The 15,300-nt window shown below is 54.1% G+C and carries 11 protein-coding genes; 7 read left to right on the forward strand and 4 right to left on the reverse strand.

The window, feature by feature from the left end; genetic code table 11:
* The first annotated feature begins 35 nt into the window (after positions 1 to 35).
* From aroK to trpS, 7 genes are all read left to right on the forward strand, one after another.
* Positions 36 to 557, forward strand: coding sequence for a shikimate kinase AroK (gene aroK, locus OLG56_RS01710; protein ID WP_000818621.1), 522 nt, complete (start codon positions 36 to 38; stop codon positions 555 to 557).
* 56 nt (positions 558 to 613) lie between these two features.
* Positions 614 to 1,702, forward strand: a complete 1,089-nt coding sequence (gene aroB / locus OLG56_RS01715) for a 3-dehydroquinate synthase (RefSeq protein WP_000439821.1) — start codon at positions 614 to 616, stop codon at positions 1,700 to 1,702.
* 97 nt (positions 1,703 to 1,799) lie between these two features.
* A complete protein-coding gene (gene damX / locus OLG56_RS01720) occupies positions 1,800 to 3,077 on the forward strand; it encodes a cell division protein DamX (RefSeq protein ID WP_000343151.1) in 1,278 nt (425 codons plus the stop codon).
* 180 nt (positions 3,078 to 3,257) lie between these two features.
* Positions 3,258 to 4,094, forward strand: a complete 837-nt coding sequence (gene dam / locus OLG56_RS01725) for an adenine-specific DNA-methyltransferase (RefSeq protein WP_000742132.1) — start codon at positions 3,258 to 3,260, stop codon at positions 4,092 to 4,094.
* Positions 4,095 to 4,111: 17 nt separating this feature from the next.
* Positions 4,112 to 4,789, forward strand: coding sequence for a ribulose-phosphate 3-epimerase (gene rpe / locus OLG56_RS01730; RefSeq protein ID WP_000816283.1), 678 nt, complete (start codon positions 4,112 to 4,114; stop codon positions 4,787 to 4,789).
* A complete protein-coding gene (gene gph, locus OLG56_RS01735) occupies positions 4,782 to 5,540 on the forward strand; it encodes a phosphoglycolate phosphatase (protein ID WP_000359650.1) in 759 nt (252 codons plus the stop codon). The genes rpe and gph overlap by 8 nt, the downstream gene beginning before the upstream one ends.
* Positions 5,533 to 6,537: a tryptophan--tRNA ligase gene (gene trpS, locus OLG56_RS01740; RefSeq protein ID WP_000165562.1), complete on the forward strand. Its 1,005-nt coding sequence runs from the start codon at positions 5,533 to 5,535 to the stop codon at positions 6,535 to 6,537. The genes gph and trpS overlap by 8 nt, the downstream gene beginning before the upstream one ends.
* A 144-nt stretch (positions 6,538 to 6,681) precedes the next feature.
* On the opposite strand, the gene OLG56_RS01745 is transcribed toward trpS, so the two are convergent.
* The 4 genes from OLG56_RS01745 to nirC form a co-directional block, all read right to left on the reverse strand.
* Positions 6,682 to 6,852: a YhfL family protein gene (locus tag OLG56_RS01745; RefSeq protein WP_000472321.1), complete on the reverse strand. Its 171-nt coding sequence runs from the start codon at positions 6,850 to 6,852 to the stop codon at positions 6,682 to 6,684.
* A gap of 193 nt (positions 6,853 to 7,045) precedes the next feature.
* A complete protein-coding gene (locus OLG56_RS01750) occupies positions 7,046 to 12,700 on the reverse strand; it encodes a pectate lyase-fold domain-containing protein (RefSeq protein ID WP_207011581.1) in 5,655 nt (1,884 codons plus the stop codon).
* 336 nt (positions 12,701 to 13,036) lie between these two features.
* Positions 13,037 to 14,410, reverse strand: a complete 1,374-nt coding sequence (cysG, locus tag OLG56_RS01755) for a siroheme synthase CysG (RefSeq protein WP_000349904.1) — start codon at positions 14,408 to 14,410, stop codon at positions 13,037 to 13,039.
* 11 nt (positions 14,411 to 14,421) lie between these two features.
* Complete coding sequence (nirC, locus tag OLG56_RS01760; protein ID WP_000493571.1) at positions 14,422 to 15,231, reverse strand: nitrite transporter NirC; 810 nt, start codon at positions 15,229 to 15,231, stop codon at positions 14,422 to 14,424.
* Positions 15,232 to 15,300: the final 69 nt, after the last annotated feature.

Here is a 15,300-nt window from a genome sequence, read left to right on the forward strand (position 1 = left end):
TACCATTAACGAATAGTCTTAGTAGTACCGAAAAAATGGCAGAGAAACGCAATATCTTTCTGGTTGGGCCTATGGGTGCCGGAAAAAGCACTATTGGGCGCCAGTTAGCTCAACAACTCAATATGGAATTTTACGATTCTGATCAAGAGATTGAGAAACGAACCGGAGCTGATGTGGGCTGGGTCTTCGATGTTGAAGGTGAAGACGGCTTCCGTAATCGTGAAGAAAAAGTTATCAACGAATTGACGGAAAAACAGGGTATTGTGCTGGCAACCGGCGGTGGCTCTGTAAAATCGCGTGAAACGCGTAACCGTCTCTCCGCGCGTGGCGTCGTGGTCTACCTTGAAACGACCATCGAAAAACAACTGGCGCGCACGCAGCGTGATAAAAAACGCCCGCTGTTGCAGGTTGAAGCGCCGCCTCGCGAAGTTCTGGAAGCGCTGGCTAACGAACGCAATCCGCTGTACGAAGAGATTGCCGACGTCACCATTCGCACCGACGATCAAAGCGCTAAGGTTGTGGCAAACCAGATTATTCATATGCTGGAAAGCAACTAATTCAAGCAGAATACGCTGGGTAAGCGGGCACAAGTAACTAAGGTGGATGTCGCGTCATGGAGAGGATTACAGTCACTCTCGGGGAACGTAGTTACCCGATCACCATCGCGGCTGGTTTGTTTAACGAACCAGCTTCATTCTTGCCGCTGAAATCAGGCGATCAGGTCATGTTAGTGACCAACGAAACCCTGGCGCCGCTTTATCTGGACAAGGTTCGCGGCGTACTCGAACGGGCGGGCGTTAACGTAGACAGCGTGATTCTTCCTGACGGCGAGCAGTATAAGAGCCTGACGGTGCTGGATACGGTGTTTACGGCGTTACTGAAAAAACCGCATGGTCGTGATACCACGCTGGTCGCGCTTGGCGGCGGCGTGATTGGCGATCTCACCGGTTTTGCGGCGGCCAGCTACCAGCGAGGCGTACGTTTCATCCAGGTGCCAACTACCTTACTGTCGCAGGTTGATTCTTCCGTGGGCGGGAAAACCGCCGTCAACCATCCCCTTGGCAAAAACATGATTGGCGCGTTTTACCAACCCGCTTCTGTGGTTGTCGATCTTGATTGCCTGAAAACGCTTCCCGCACGCGAACTGGCATCGGGACTGGCAGAGGTGATCAAATACGGCATTATACTCGACGCAGACTTCTTCACCTGGCTTGAGGAGAATCTGGATGCGCTATTGCGTCTGGACGGCCCGGCGATGGCGTACTGTATTCGTCGTTGTTGTGAGCTGAAAGCCGAAGTTGTTGCCGCCGACGAGCGTGAAGCGGGCTTACGTGCTTTACTGAATCTTGGACATACCTTTGGCCACGCCATTGAAGCGGAAATGGGATATGGCAATTGGTTACATGGTGAAGCCGTTGCCGCAGGTATAGTGATGGCTGCGCGCGCATCCGAGCGTTTGGGGCAGTTCAGTTCTGCTGATACGCAGCGCATCATCGCTCTACTCGAACGGGCCGGGTTGCCAGTCAATGGCCCTTGCGAGATGTCCGCGCAGGACTATTTGCCGCACATGCTGCGAGATAAAAAAGTGTTAGCGGGGGAGCTGCGTTTAGTGCTTCCGCTGGCCATAGGGAAAAGTGAAGTGCGCGGCGGAGTGTCGCACGAAGTCGTTCTTAGCGCGATTGCTGACTGTCAGCAGGCGTAACAACAAGAAAGGTCAGACTGATATTGCGTAGATGTCAGTCTTTTAGCTTCAGGTTATGTGCAATGTCGTAAGCATTAACCTTTGAGTGGGGTGTTAAATGGATGAATTCAAACCAGAAGACGAGCTGAAACCCGATCCCAGCGATCGTCGTACTGGTCGTTCTCGTCAATCTTCAGAACGCGATAATGAGCCGCAGATCAACTTTGATGACGTTGATCTGGATGCCGACGATCGCCGTCCGACGCGTACGCGTAAAGCGCGTAGTGAAGAACCTGAAGTTGAAGAAGAGTACGAATCCGATGAAGACGATACGGTGGACGAAGAGCGTGTTGAACGCCGTCCACGTAAGCGTAAAAAAGCGGCCCATAAGCCAGCCTCTCGTCAGTACATGATGATGGGCGTTGGCGTACTGGTGCTGCTGCTATTGATTATCGGTATCGGCTCCGCGCTGAAAGCCCCCTCAACGTCTTCCAGCGAGCCGTCGGCCTCTGGCGAAAAGAGTATCGATCTTTCCGGTAACGCCGCCGATCAGGCGAATGCGACCCAGCCTGCGCCGGGCACCACCTCCGCAGAACAAACCGCGGGCAATACGTCGCAGGATATTTCGTTGCCGCCGATTTCTTCAACGCCGACGCAGGGACAGTCGCCTGTGGTCGCTGACGGTCAGCAGCGCGTGGAAGTGCAGGGCGATCTGAATAATGCGCTGACGCAGAATCCAGAGCAGATGAACAATGTTGCGGTGAACTCTACGTTGCCGACAGAGCCTGCAACCGTCGCGCCAGTTCGCAATGGCAGCACGACGCGTCAGGCGGCGGTTAGCGAACCTGCCGAGCGTCATACCACGCGTCCGGAACGTAAACAGGCCGTCATTGAACCTAAGAAACCGCAGACCACGGCGAAAACCACGACTGCGGAACCGAAGAAACCGGTCGCGCCAGTGAAACGCACGGAACCGGCAGCGCCAGCCGCGACGCCGAAAGCGACCACCACGACGGCTGCTCCGACAGCGACGGCAAGCGCTGCGCCGGTACAAACCGCGAAGCCAGCGCAAGCCTCGACGACGCCTGTCGCAGGCGGCGGGAAAAGCGCCGGCAACGTTGGCGCATTAAAGAGCGCGCCATCCAGCCACTACACATTGCAGCTCAGTAGTTCTTCAAATTACGACAACCTGAACGGTTGGGCGAAGAAAGAGAACCTGAAAAATTATGTGGTATACGAGACGACGCGTAATGGACAACCGTGGTATGTGCTGGTAACGGGGATGTATGCTTCGAAAGAGGATGCTAAACGTGCGGTGTCCACCTTACCTGCCGATGTGCAGGCGAAAAACCCGTGGGCAAAACCGTTGCATCAGGTTCAGGCCGATCTGAAATAATCCAGGCTGTGTCCTGCAATTGCCTGTGAGTGTCGCTGACAGCTATTTTTGTTCAGGACAGGCGCGAGGGGCGCATTTGCTATCGTCAAATGCGCCGTAAAGCAACGCGGCACAGCCTAAAGCGCAGGATGCTGTCGGAGCTTTCTCCACAGCCGGAGAAGGTGTAATTAGTTAGTCAGCATGAAAAAAAATCGCGCTTTTTTGAAGTGGGCAGGGGGAAAATACCCTCTGCTTGATGATATCAAACGACATTTGCCAAAAGGCGAGTGCCTTGTCGAACCTTTTGTGGGTGCCGGATCGGTGTTTCTTAACACCGACTTTTCTCGTTATATCCTCGCCGATATCAACAGCGACCTTATTAGCCTCTATAACATCGTGAAGTTACGTACTGACGAGTACGTACAGGCTTCGCGCGAGCTGTTTATGCCTGAAACTAACCAGGCTGAGGTCTATTACCAACTCCGTGAGGAGTTCAACACCTGCCAGGACCCCTTTCGTCGGGCGGTACTGTTTTTATATCTGAACCGCTACGGTTATAACGGACTCTGTCGCTATAACTTGCGCGGGGAATTTAATGTACCGTTTGGTCGTTATAAAAGACCTTACTTCCCGGAAGCGGAGTTGTACCACTTTGCAGAAAAAGCGCAGAATGCGTTCTTTTACTGTGAGTCATACGCAGACAGTATGGCGCGTGCGGACAAGTCGTCGGTGGTCTATTGCGATCCGCCTTATGCGCCGTTGTCCGCCACGGCTAACTTCACAGCGTATCACACCAATAGTTTTAGCCTGACGCAACAAGCGCATCTGGCGGAAATCGCTGAGAATCTGGTCAGTAACCGGATACCGGTGCTCATTTCCAACCATGATACGGCGCTCACACGTGAGTGGTATCAACTCGCAAAATTGCATGTCGTCAAAGTTAGACGCAGTATAAGCAGCAACGGCGGCACACGTAAAAAGGTGGACGAACTGCTGGCTCTGTACCAACCAGGAGTCGCCACGCCTGCAAGAAAATAATTCTCAAGGAGAAGCGGATGAAACAGTATTTGATTGCCCCCTCAATTCTGTCGGCTGATTTTGCTCGCCTGGGTGAAGACACCGCCAAAGCGCTGGCTGCCGGTGCTGATGTTGTACACTTTGACGTCATGGATAATCACTATGTGCCGAACCTGACTATCGGCCCGATGGTGCTGAAATCCCTGCGTCAGTACGGTATTACCGCGCCAATTGATGTCCACCTGATGGTCAAGCCAGTCGACCGTATCGTGCCCGACTTTGCCGCCGCTGGCGCGAGCATCATTACCTTTCACCCGGAAGCCTCCGAACATGTTGACCGCACGCTACAGCTGATTAAAGAGCACGGCTGTAAAGCGGGGCTGGTATTCAACCCGGCAACGCCGCTCAGTTATCTCGATTACGTCATGGACAAACTGGATGTGATCCTGCTGATGTCCGTGAACCCAGGCTTCGGCGGCCAGTCTTTTATTCCGCAGACGCTGGATAAACTGCGCGAAGTGCGACGCCGCATTGATGCGTCCGGTTACGACATTCGCCTGGAAGTGGATGGCGGCGTGAAGGTGAACAATATCGGCGAGATCGCCGCAGCAGGCGCGGACATGTTTGTTGCGGGGTCGGCAATTTTCGATAAGCCCGACTACAAAAAAGTGATTGATGAAATGCGCAGTGAGCTGGCAAAGGTAAGTCATGGATAAGTTGCAGAATATTCGGGGCGTCGCCTTTGATCTTGACGGCACGCTGGTGGATAGCGCGCCGGGTCTTGCCGCGGCGGTGGATATGGCGCTGTATGCGCTGGAACTGCCGGTCGCGGGCGAGGAGCGCGTGATTACCTGGATTGGTAACGGCGCAGACGTATTGATGGAACGCGCGCTGACCTGGGCTCGCGAGGAGCGCGCCATGCTGCGTAAGACGATGGGGAAACCGCCCGTTGATGAAGATATTCCTGCCGAGGAACAGGTACGCATTCTGCGTAAATTGTTCGACAGGTATTATGGCGAAGTGGCGGAAGAAGGCACCTTTTTATTTCCGCATGTCGCCGACACGCTGGGCGCGCTGCACGCCAGCGGATTGTCATTAGGTTTGGTGACCAACAAACCGACGCCGTTCGTCGCGCCGTTGCTGGAATCGCTTGATATCGCCAAATACTTTAGTGTGGTTATCGGCGGCGATGATGTGCAAAATAAGAAGCCGCATCCGGAGCCGCTGTTGCTGGTGGCAAGCCGGCTGGGCATGATGCCGGAGCAGATGCTTTTTGTCGGCGATTCGCGTAATGATATTCAGGCTGCAAAAGCGGCGGGCTGCCCTTCGGTTGGCCTGACATACGGCTACAATTATGGCGAAGCGATCGCTCTTAGCGAGCCGGACGTCATTTATGACAGTTTTAACGATCTTTTGCCCGCACTTGGGCTTCCGCATAGCGATAACCAGGAAATAAAAAATGACTAAGCCCATCGTTTTTAGTGGCGCACAGCCCTCAGGTGAATTGACCATTGGCAACTATATGGGGGCATTGCGTCAGTGGGTAAACATGCAGGATGACTATCATTGCATCTACTGCATCGTAGACCAACATGCTATTACCGTGCGTCAGGACGCGCAGCAGCTACGTAAAGCGACGCTGGATACGCTGGCGCTGTACCTGGCATGTGGTATTGATCCTGAAAAGAGCACTATTTTCGTTCAGTCCCATGTGCCGGAACATGCGCAGCTTGGCTGGGCGCTGAACTGCTATACCTATTTCGGCGAGCTGAGCCGTATGACGCAGTTTAAAGATAAATCTGCGCGCTATGCGGAAAACATTAACGCCGGCCTGTTTGATTACCCGGTGCTGATGGCGGCAGACATCCTGTTGTACCAAACCAATCTGGTGCCGGTAGGCGAAGATCAGAAGCAGCATCTGGAACTGAGCCGCGATATCGCCCAGCGTTTCAACGGGCTGTATGGCGATATTTTCAAAGTACCGGAACCGTTTATTCCAAAATCCGGCGCGCGCGTGATGTCGCTGCTGGAGCCGACAAAGAAAATGTCCAAATCGGACGATAACCGTAATAACGTGATCGGCCTGCTGGAAGATCCGAAATCGGTAGTGAAGAAAATCAAACGAGCGGTCACTGACTCCGACGAGCCGCCGGTAGTGCGTTATGATGTGAAAGAGAAAGCGGGTGTCTCTAACCTGCTGGATATTCTTTCCGCCGTGACCGGTCAGAGCATTCCTGAACTGGAAAAACAGTTTGAAGGTAAAATGTATGGCCATTTGAAAGGCGAAGTAGCGGAGGCGGTTTCCGGAATGCTGTCTGAGTTGCAGGAGCGCTATCACCGTTTCCGCAACGACGAAGCGTTTTTGCAGAAGGTGATGAAAGACGGGGCGGAAAAAGCCAGCGCACGTGCGGCCGAAACGCTGAAAGCCGTTTACGAAGCCATTGGCTTTGTGGCGAAACCGTAACAGTTATTGCTTGCCCGATGGCGCGAGCTTATCGGGCCTACAAACGAGCGTAAGTTGGACAAGGCATCTGCGCCGTACCGTTTATCTGACCTGTAAAAAAACCGGGAAAATCCCGGTTTTTTTGTATCTGCGCAGTCGTTTCTATTATTGATCGGCAGCCGGGCCGCAACCACCAATAATTTTAGAAATAGAAATTGCAGGGTGCAGCAAATAATCGTAGCTGCAGTTGTTTTTTTTGTTTTCGATATGACCGGTACAGGCGGTGAGCGTTGCCAGAACCCCTGCCACAATGGCAATTTTTACAAATTTGAACATGTCAAAATCCTTGTTGATAAAACGAACACTAATGGTGGAATAAATATAAGATCTATTTAGCGTATAGTACGATAGCAATTAATAAACCATGCAGGTAGTCCAAATAAGGACTTCATCTTTACCTGGAAATCTGATTTAAAAAAGGCCGCTTAATAATAAGCGGCCTGTATTAGTGTTATATAATGTCGTTTATTTAACGAAATGTTTTCTTAACGTTAAGCATAAAGCCTTTATCGCTGATACCGTCTTCCTTCCACTGGTACGCATCCAGATGTAGCGCAGTATCATTGCTGCTATATTTCACGCTGATGGTTGCCAGGCCATTAACGCCGCCGCCTTTTTGACCGTCATCTATGCCGAACGATTGACCCGTCGCACCCTGTAATGACGCTGTACGCTGGCTCTTGCTGTAGCTCAGGTTCGGGCCACCTTCCAGGGTAGCGGTGGCGCTCCAACCGTCTTTCCTGGCGTAATCCAGCTTCAGGCCGACAAGAGAGTCTACCGCCGTTTCGTTGCCAGAGTTCATGGACAGGTTAAAATCTCCGGCGCTGCGCTCTTTGTAGCCATCTTCCATGGTGTGACGGAATTTCACCCCGGCATACGGCGTGACTTTCAGCGTATCACTCATCATGGTGAAAGTTTTCGCCCCTTCGCTGCGGAACTCAAGGTACTGCTGACGTACGTCGGAATCCGCCACCTTGCTGGTGTTGCCGTAAGAGACGGAGCGGCTGCTGTCCAGGTTATGCACGTCGTAGCGCAGGCTGTTATTCCACGCCAGGCCTTCTTCAAACGCCATGCTGTGCTTCAGGCCAAAGAACTGGCTGTAGCCGCCGGTCAGACCGTTATCACCGGCGTTTTGCGTGCCGTTGCCGTCGAGACGGGCGATGCCGTACTCCAGCGTCAGATTCTGGCTGGCGGTTAAGTCCAGCTTCTGGCGCAGCGCCAGCATGTCGTACTGAGTGTCGTTGCCCAGTTCGGCGCGCGGGTCGCCTTTCGCCACCACGTTGAACGCCAGACCGTTACCCACCTGCGGCGCGGCGTCGGCCAGCATACTGAAGCGGTTGCTCAGCACGCGGGCTTCGCGGAACACGGTGGTGGCCTGAGCGCCGCTGACCTGTTTCAGCGCGCTGTTCAGTTCGGCGGTGGTGCCAACGTTGAGGCTGGTGTACAGCTCGTTGTTGGTATAACCGGCGTCCAGCGCGCTCGCCACGCCGGAGACGCTGGCGTCGGTCGCGATATCGGCATAGGCGTTTTTGGTCATGGTGACGTCAACGTTGCCGTCGCTGTCCTGGCTTCCCTGCGCGTTCCACACCACGGTAGTGGACTGGATTGCGCCGGCGTCAGACAGGTTGCTGCCTTCGACCACGTTGTCGAAGCTGACGGTGGTGTCGGCGGTGCCTGCGGCAAAGCCGGTGTTGATTTCCACGCCGTTCATGCTGGCGTTGCTGACTTTAAGCTTACCGGCGCTGCCGTCGGCGCTGGTGCCGACCACGTAGCCGGACAGGTTGTTGGTGGTGGATGAGCCTGCGCTGTCGCCGGCTGTTACGGTCGTCATGCCATCGTTAATGGTCGGTTCCGTTGGCGCAATAAAGTCAACATAATGCACTTCCGTACCGTCGCCGTTTTCACCGCTGCCTTCGATGGTTTTACCGCTCTGCTTGATAAAGCCGGAGCCGGTTACGCTGTCATCAATATAAACCGTACCGTTGTTGACGATATGGCCGTTGCTGCCTAACTGGCTGAATGCATACGAATTACTGGCGTAGATATTGATGGTGCCGTTGTTTTCGATAACCGCATCGGATTTTGCGTCAGACTCAAGCTGCATCCCGACCATGCCGGTCTGCGTGGTGCCTTTAGTACCGACGTTAATTTCACCGTTGTTGACCATCTTCGCGCTGCCATGCGCCGACATCGCCACATTGCCGGTTTTATCAATGTTGATGGTACCGTCGTTAATTGCCTTGCTGCCGCCGTTATTTTTCGCCGTGGTGATCTGCCCGTTGATGACGCCAGTGCTGCCGTTATACAGAGTGTGTGTATTTTTTCCCGTCGCGATATCGGCATCGCTATTCACCGTTCCCCAGTTATTGAAGGCGCCAGCCCACAGGCCGTCGTTTATTAGCGTTACGACGCCGCCTTCGAGGTTATTAAACGTACCGCCTTTATCAACAGAACCATTGTTGATGATCCCTGCGTTATTAACGGTTGCGGCACCGGTAAAGTTCAGCTTATCGATTTCGCCGCCTGAGTAGTTATTCAGTACCGTACTGCCCGATGCGCCGACCCAGGCCGACACTGTGCCTGTGTTATTCATGGTGCTGGCCCACTGCTCAACCGCGTTCATGGAACCGCTGTTGTTGATAATGGAACCCGCTACCGTGGTCCCCGTTTTCCCGGTCACGGTGCCGGTATTGTTGAACATGCCGCCGTCTACGGAAACGGCAGCCGTTGTTCCCTCGTTGGTGTAGACGCCGCCTTTGTCGATGCCGACGCTGCTGATGCTGCCGGTGGCTTCGTTGATGACATCACCGTAATTTCTGACGGTGACCTTGCCGCCGCTGACGATGCCTGCGTTGGTGACGTGTACGGTCTGCGTTGCGATCGGACTGGTGATAATGGTTTCGCCAGTAAGCGTTTCACCTGCGGCGGTAATGACATCGCCATCAGCAAAAGCCAGGGAGACGTTGCTGTCGGTCGGGTTGTACTGGTCGCTGCTCTGACAGTTGCTGTCAAAGCACACGGTGCCGTAGTTAATCACGCTGCTGTTGTTGTCGGCCAGGAACGGTTTACCGTAAGAGGCATCGATATTGATGGTGCCAGTGGTATCGTTGATGACGGTCCCGCCGTTGAGCGCCGCCATGCCGACCAGCTGGTTATCATCGGTTTTGGTGACGCCCTCATCGGCGGTGAGATTAATGGTGCCCTGGTTAATGGCGACGCCGCCATTGAGCGCCATCATGCCAAACCCGGCGTTGTTAACGTTAATGGTGCCGGTATTGGTGGCGGTGGCGTCGCCATCACCGTCGGTTGAGCCTGCGACCATTCCTGAACTGGTGAGATAGAGCGATGACGGATGCCAGTAGTCTGTACTGGTAATATTACCTTCATCATCCAGCGTCGGAACAAAACCGTCCAGATAAATATCGCCTGCGTTCAGCGCCGTTCCTCTGCTGGCGCTAACCCCATATACGCCAGCACCCTGCAAATGGATGGCGGCGTCTTCATCATTGACAACATCGCCATATCCAGAAGCGAGCATTGCATAGAAGGTATGGCTGTACCATTTCAGCGGGAAATAGGAAATACCGTAATTTTTTACAGGTTGCCGGTCAGATATGATGGTGATATCGCCGCCAGATTGGTTATGAACCACTGAACCTGCGCCGTTGGCGCGGGTAACGGCAGTACGATCGTCGCCGCCGTTGTTGCTGGTTGCGTAAATCAGGATCTCACCGCTGTTGCTGATGGTTGCGCCATTGTCGGCGCGCATAATGGAATAGACGCCGTGGCTTGTGATATCGCCCTGGTTCGCAATTGATGAATTTTCTCCGTTAGCGATTAATAGCGCATTGTCAGTGTAAGCGTCAACATTGATATAATTGGCATTAATATCAATGGTTGAGTCGTCATCCAGAATCAGAGAACCGCCGTTGCTGACCCTGGCCAGTATGACCTCGCCTCCTGTAACGGTGGTTGTATCTATTGTGGACTGGCCGCTTAGCGTAACTTCGCTGTCGCCGTTGAGATTGATACCTGTGACGGTGCTGGACGAGGTATCCCCACCCTCGCTATGGGTAATGTCAATACCGCCGCGGATATTTACGTTGTTACCGTCACCTGTAATGTCCAGACCGGTGACGTCCAGAGCTTGCCCGCTGACTATCGACAGATCGCCGACGTTGATGTCAAGTGCGCCATTAAGGGCGATATCGTTGTTGGCGCCGCTCACGGTGATACCGATTAGTGAGGGCTGCCTGGCGATCAGAGAATCCTGTTCGTGCTCAGCGTTCATATTCACGTTGCCAGCGATATTGACGGTGTTGCTGTCGCCGCTCACGTTTACACCCGTCGCGCCGCGGAATACGCCATCGCTGTCCTGCACGGAAATAACGTTAATATCGCCATCCAGCGTAACCTGTGACGTATTGCCGCTCACCAGCGCGCCGGTGCCGTTGAGGCTGACGTTAATATTCCCTTTGTTGCGGAAGGCGTTTTGTTCGCCAGCGACCACAAAACCCACCGAGTCCTGATCGCGGACGGTGGCGTTACCGGTATTTTTTGCTTCATTTCCGGTGCCGTAGGTGATGATACCTATCGCGCCGTCGGTGACCAGCAGATCGCCCGCCTGGGTCAGACTGCCGTTGTCGCCATTGATAACTACAGCGGCAGAGCCTGCGCCATCCACTGCGATATCGCCGGTATTGGCGATACGGGCCTTACTGCCGTCAATTCGCGTACCGGTCGCGCCGCCGGAGATGGTCTGATCGCCTTCATTGATAATGAGCGTGTTATCGCCATCGACATACAACGCAGCGGACCCCGCGCCGCTGACGGTGGTGTCCCCGACATTATCGATAACCGCGTTGTCGCCGATAATATGGCCGCCGGTGGCGCCGTCGGTGATGGTCATATCGCCGTCGTTGCTGACGCGCGCGTTATTGCCGTCAATGGTGGTGCCAGTGGAGCCTGCGCCGCTGATACTGGAAGTACCGGTATTCTGAACCGTGGCGTTGTCGCCATCAATGACGATGGCGGTGCCGCCGCCGCTCACGGTAATGTCGCCGGAGAAATCGGTGGTGGTGTTATTGCCGGAAATCAGCGCGCCGGTGGCGTTATCCACCGTTGAATGGCCTGAAATGGCGTTGGTGGTGCTGTCGCCGGTGATCACCATGCCGGTGGCGCCGTCGGTCACACTGGAGTCCCCGGTGAGCGTGTTGACGGTTCGATCGCCGGAAATAATCACGCCGGTGCGATCCTGGCCGCTGATATCCATGCCGCGATCGGAGGTATGCGATTCGCCGTCGCCGGTGATAACCGTGGTGTTATCGTCGGCAATAATCAGATAGCCCCGGCTGTCGTACTTCCAGTAGAGACCGTTTTCCTGGGTGCCTTCAATCACGGCGGCATTGGCGTCAGTCACGTCCCAGCCGGTGACGTTCAGCGTTTTGCCGTCTTCGGTGGTCAACTGCCACTGGTCATCCTGTTCTGAATAATTCCACACGGCGCCCTCGAGAACGCTGCCGTTATCCAGTTTGAAGCTATCGAAGGCCAGGGTGTCTTTGCCTTTATCGATGGTGACGCCGTTGCTGAAGGTAGTAACAGAATTATCAGTGGGCGTGTCGTCGTCATCGCCGCTATCGTCAGGCGGGGTCACATCGTCATCGCCGCTATCATCGGGCGGGGTCACATCGTCATCGCCGCTATCGTCAGGCGGGGTTACATCGTCATCGCCGCTATCATCAGGCGGGGTCACATCGTCATCGCCGCTATCATCGGGCGGGGTGACGTTGCCGCCATCGTCGGGCGGAGTGACGTTGCCTCCATTGTCGGGCGTAGGGGGGGTATAAGAATGAGTAGAATCTCCGCCACCGTTATTTTCAACGCCAATAGCCACACCTGCGACCAGGGCAGCAACGCCGCCAGCAACCCAGCCCCAGTGATTATCATTTTCAGGTAATGTAGCAAGGCAGGTCGGTGAGAGTTTTGCGCGTTTTTCTTTAGGCAGGGAGGAGATATTACTGGGACATTCTTTTTCATCATCGTTATTTTCTGCGGCGATGGCCGGAGTGTAATAACTTTGTAGCGTTAAAGCGATCGCGATAGAAATAAGTTTTTTCTTTTGCATAGGGTTCATCCTTAATTAATATTTTCCTTGCGTACTAAACATATGCAGAGAGCGATACAGGCAATGATGAAATGGCCAGAAGAAAATTATGCTTTAGTGTTTATTTTATCACCCGATAACCAGGTCAGGTCAAATTGAGTGCTTAACGGTGTTATTTATTAGGTGAATGAATGATGGGGGAATTTGACGAATAAAAGGGTTTTTACGCAATATTATTAATATTTAAATTCACGTGGTGTATTTAAAATGGATTGCTTAATTTAATTTTAAGTAAAAATAATTTGGGGTTACGAGTAGTTGTAAAATAAAGCCCTGAATAACAGGGCCTTATTTTAATTAATGATTAGAGAACCAATTTAATTTATCGCGTAAACCAACGACCCGGCCAACGATAATCAGCGCCGGGCTTTCAACCTGTTGCGCTAATTCCCCGAGCTGCGTCAGCACACCGTGGACGACGCGTTGCTTCACGGAGGTGCCGTTTTCTACCAGCGCAACCGGCATATCGGCCTGCATACCGAATGCGATCAGTTTTTCCTGGATAGTTGCTGCCTGATTAAGCCCCATGTAGAACACCAGCGTCTGTTTTTCTGCCGCCAGGTTTTCCCAGTCCAGCTCGCCGCCGGTTTTCAGGTGACCCGTGACCAGACGTACGCTCTGGGCGTAATCGCGATGGGTTAGCGGAATACCGGAGTAGGCGGAGCAGCCGGAAGCCGCGGTAATCCCCGGCACGACCGAGAAAGGAATACCGGCATGGCACAGCGTTTCCAGCTCTTCGCCGCCGCGACCAAAGATAAAGGGATCGCCGCCTTTCAGGCGTACCACGCGTTTACCTTTTTGCGCTTCACGCAGCAGGATCTGGTTGATTTCCTCCTGTGGGACGCAGTGGTAACCCGCGCGTTTCCCCACAAAGACCCGATCGGCATCGCGGCGTACCAGGTTCATAATGTCGTCGGAGACGAGGCGATCGTAAACCACGATATCCGCCTGTTGGATTTGTTGTAACCCTTTCAGCGTCAGCAGTCCGGCATCGCCCGGCCCGGCGCCAACCAGCACGACTTCGCCACGGTGATCCAGCGGTTCGCTAAACAGGTGCTCGGTTGTCGCGTTAACCGCTTTCTCATCGGCATTCGCCAGCGACTGCGCCAGTCGGTCATTGACGAAAAATTTTTCCCAGAAGCGACGACGTTCGCCCATCGTGGCAAACTGCTTTTTCACTCGGGCGCGGAGTTGCCCGGCGTAGCGCGCGACCTGCCCCAGATGCTGCGGCAGCAGCGACTCCAGTTTCTCGCGCAGCAGACGCGCCAGCACCGGGGAAGTGCCGCCCGAGGAGACGGCGACCATCAGCGGCGAGCGGTCAATGATGGAGGGCATGATAAAGCTGGCGGCTTTCGGCGCATCCACCACGTTGCAGAAGATACGGCGTGACTCCGCCGCTTCGCTGACACGCTGGTTGACGGTATCGTCGTCGGTGGCCGCGATCGCCAGCCAACACGAGTCGAGAAGCGTTTCGTCGAACGGTCCCTCAACCAGAGTCAACATGCCTTCATTTGCCCATACGGTGAACTGTGGAATAAAGGTTAGCGCATTGACCGTTAAACGTGCGCCTGCTTCCAGCAATAACCGTGCTTTGCGTTCTGCGACATCGCCACCGCCGACGATCAGACAGTCGCGGTCGCGTAATTGACAAAATATAGGCAAATGGTCCACGACATTACCCCTTAATTATTGGCAGCAGCCTCTGGCTGATTGATTTTTGCCGGAGCCGGACGCTCCGATTTCGGCGTAGCATACCAATAACCCAATCCCATGAACACGACGCCGGACAAAGTATTGCCCAGAGTGACCCACAACAGATTGTGTCCGATTCCGGACAGGGTATAGGCGTCGCTGTGATGACCAAACCAGGAGAGGGCGAACAGCGTCATATTCGCGACGGAGTGCTCGTAGCCGGAAGCGATAAACGCCAGCAGACACCACCAGATAGCAAGAAATTTTGCCGTGCCTTCGGTGCGGATCGCCATCCAGATTGCCAGACAAACCAGCCAGTTACACAGCGCGCCTTTGAAGAACAGTACCGTGGCGGGCGCGGTGGTTTTCGCCAGCGCGACTGAGTGAACGATGCTGGTATCGACCGGCAACAAACTGCCGCCGCCCCAGCTGTAAAGCAGGGCGACAAAGACGGAGCCGACCAGGTTGCCAAGCCAGGTTTGCGGCAGGATAGCCCACATTTGACCGTGGCTGATGGTGCCAGCTTTGACGCCCAGCGTCAGGAACATGGTGTGGCCGGTAAACAGTTCGGAACCGGCGATGATGACCAGCGTTAAGGCGATACCAAAAGTGGCACCCATTACCAAAGGACGCACGGACGGGTCGAGCAGATTGCCGAGGGTGAAAATAAGAATGATGCCGAGACCGACATAAGCCCCGGCCATTGCCGAACTGACCCAGAAGCCGAGCGGATTATTCGCCGACAGGCGTGCGATGCGCGCAGCGTTAGCCGCACACTTATTAATAGTGTCTGTAAACATTTGATTATCCTTGAAGTACAAAAAATAAAAAAATCGTAACCGTAGGCCGGATAAGGCATTTATGCCGCC

Source organism: Salmonella sp. 2018103, assembly GCF_026247685.1.
GTDB classification, from domain to species: Bacteria; Pseudomonadota; Gammaproteobacteria; order Enterobacterales; family Enterobacteriaceae; genus Salmonella; species Salmonella enterica.

Coding starts and splice junctions, on each gene's coding strand:
- aroK (WP_000818621.1), top strand. CDS start 36: ATGGCAGAGAAACGCAATATCTTTCTGGTTGGGCCTATGGGTGCCGGA.
- aroB (WP_000439821.1), top strand. CDS start 614: ATGGAGAGGATTACAGTCACTCTCGGGGAACGTAGTTACCCGATCACC.
- damX (WP_000343151.1), top strand. CDS start 1,800: ATGGATGAATTCAAACCAGAAGACGAGCTGAAACCCGATCCCAGCGAT.
- dam (WP_000742132.1), top strand. CDS start 3,258: ATGAAAAAAAATCGCGCTTTTTTGAAGTGGGCAGGGGGAAAATACCCT.
- rpe (WP_000816283.1), top strand. CDS start 4,112: ATGAAACAGTATTTGATTGCCCCCTCAATTCTGTCGGCTGATTTTGCT.
- gph (WP_000359650.1), top strand. CDS start 4,782: ATGGATAAGTTGCAGAATATTCGGGGCGTCGCCTTTGATCTTGACGGC.
- trpS (WP_000165562.1), top strand. CDS start 5,533: ATGACTAAGCCCATCGTTTTTAGTGGCGCACAGCCCTCAGGTGAATTG.
- OLG56_RS01745 (WP_000472321.1), bottom strand. CDS start 6,852: ATGTTCAAATTTGTAAAAATTGCCATTGTGGCAGGGGTTCTGGCAACG.
- OLG56_RS01750 (WP_207011581.1), bottom strand. CDS start 12,700: ATGCAAAAGAAAAAACTTATTTCTATCGCGATCGCTTTAACGCTACAA.
- nirC (WP_000493571.1), bottom strand. CDS start 15,231: ATGTTTACAGACACTATTAATAAGTGTGCGGCTAACGCTGCGCGCATC.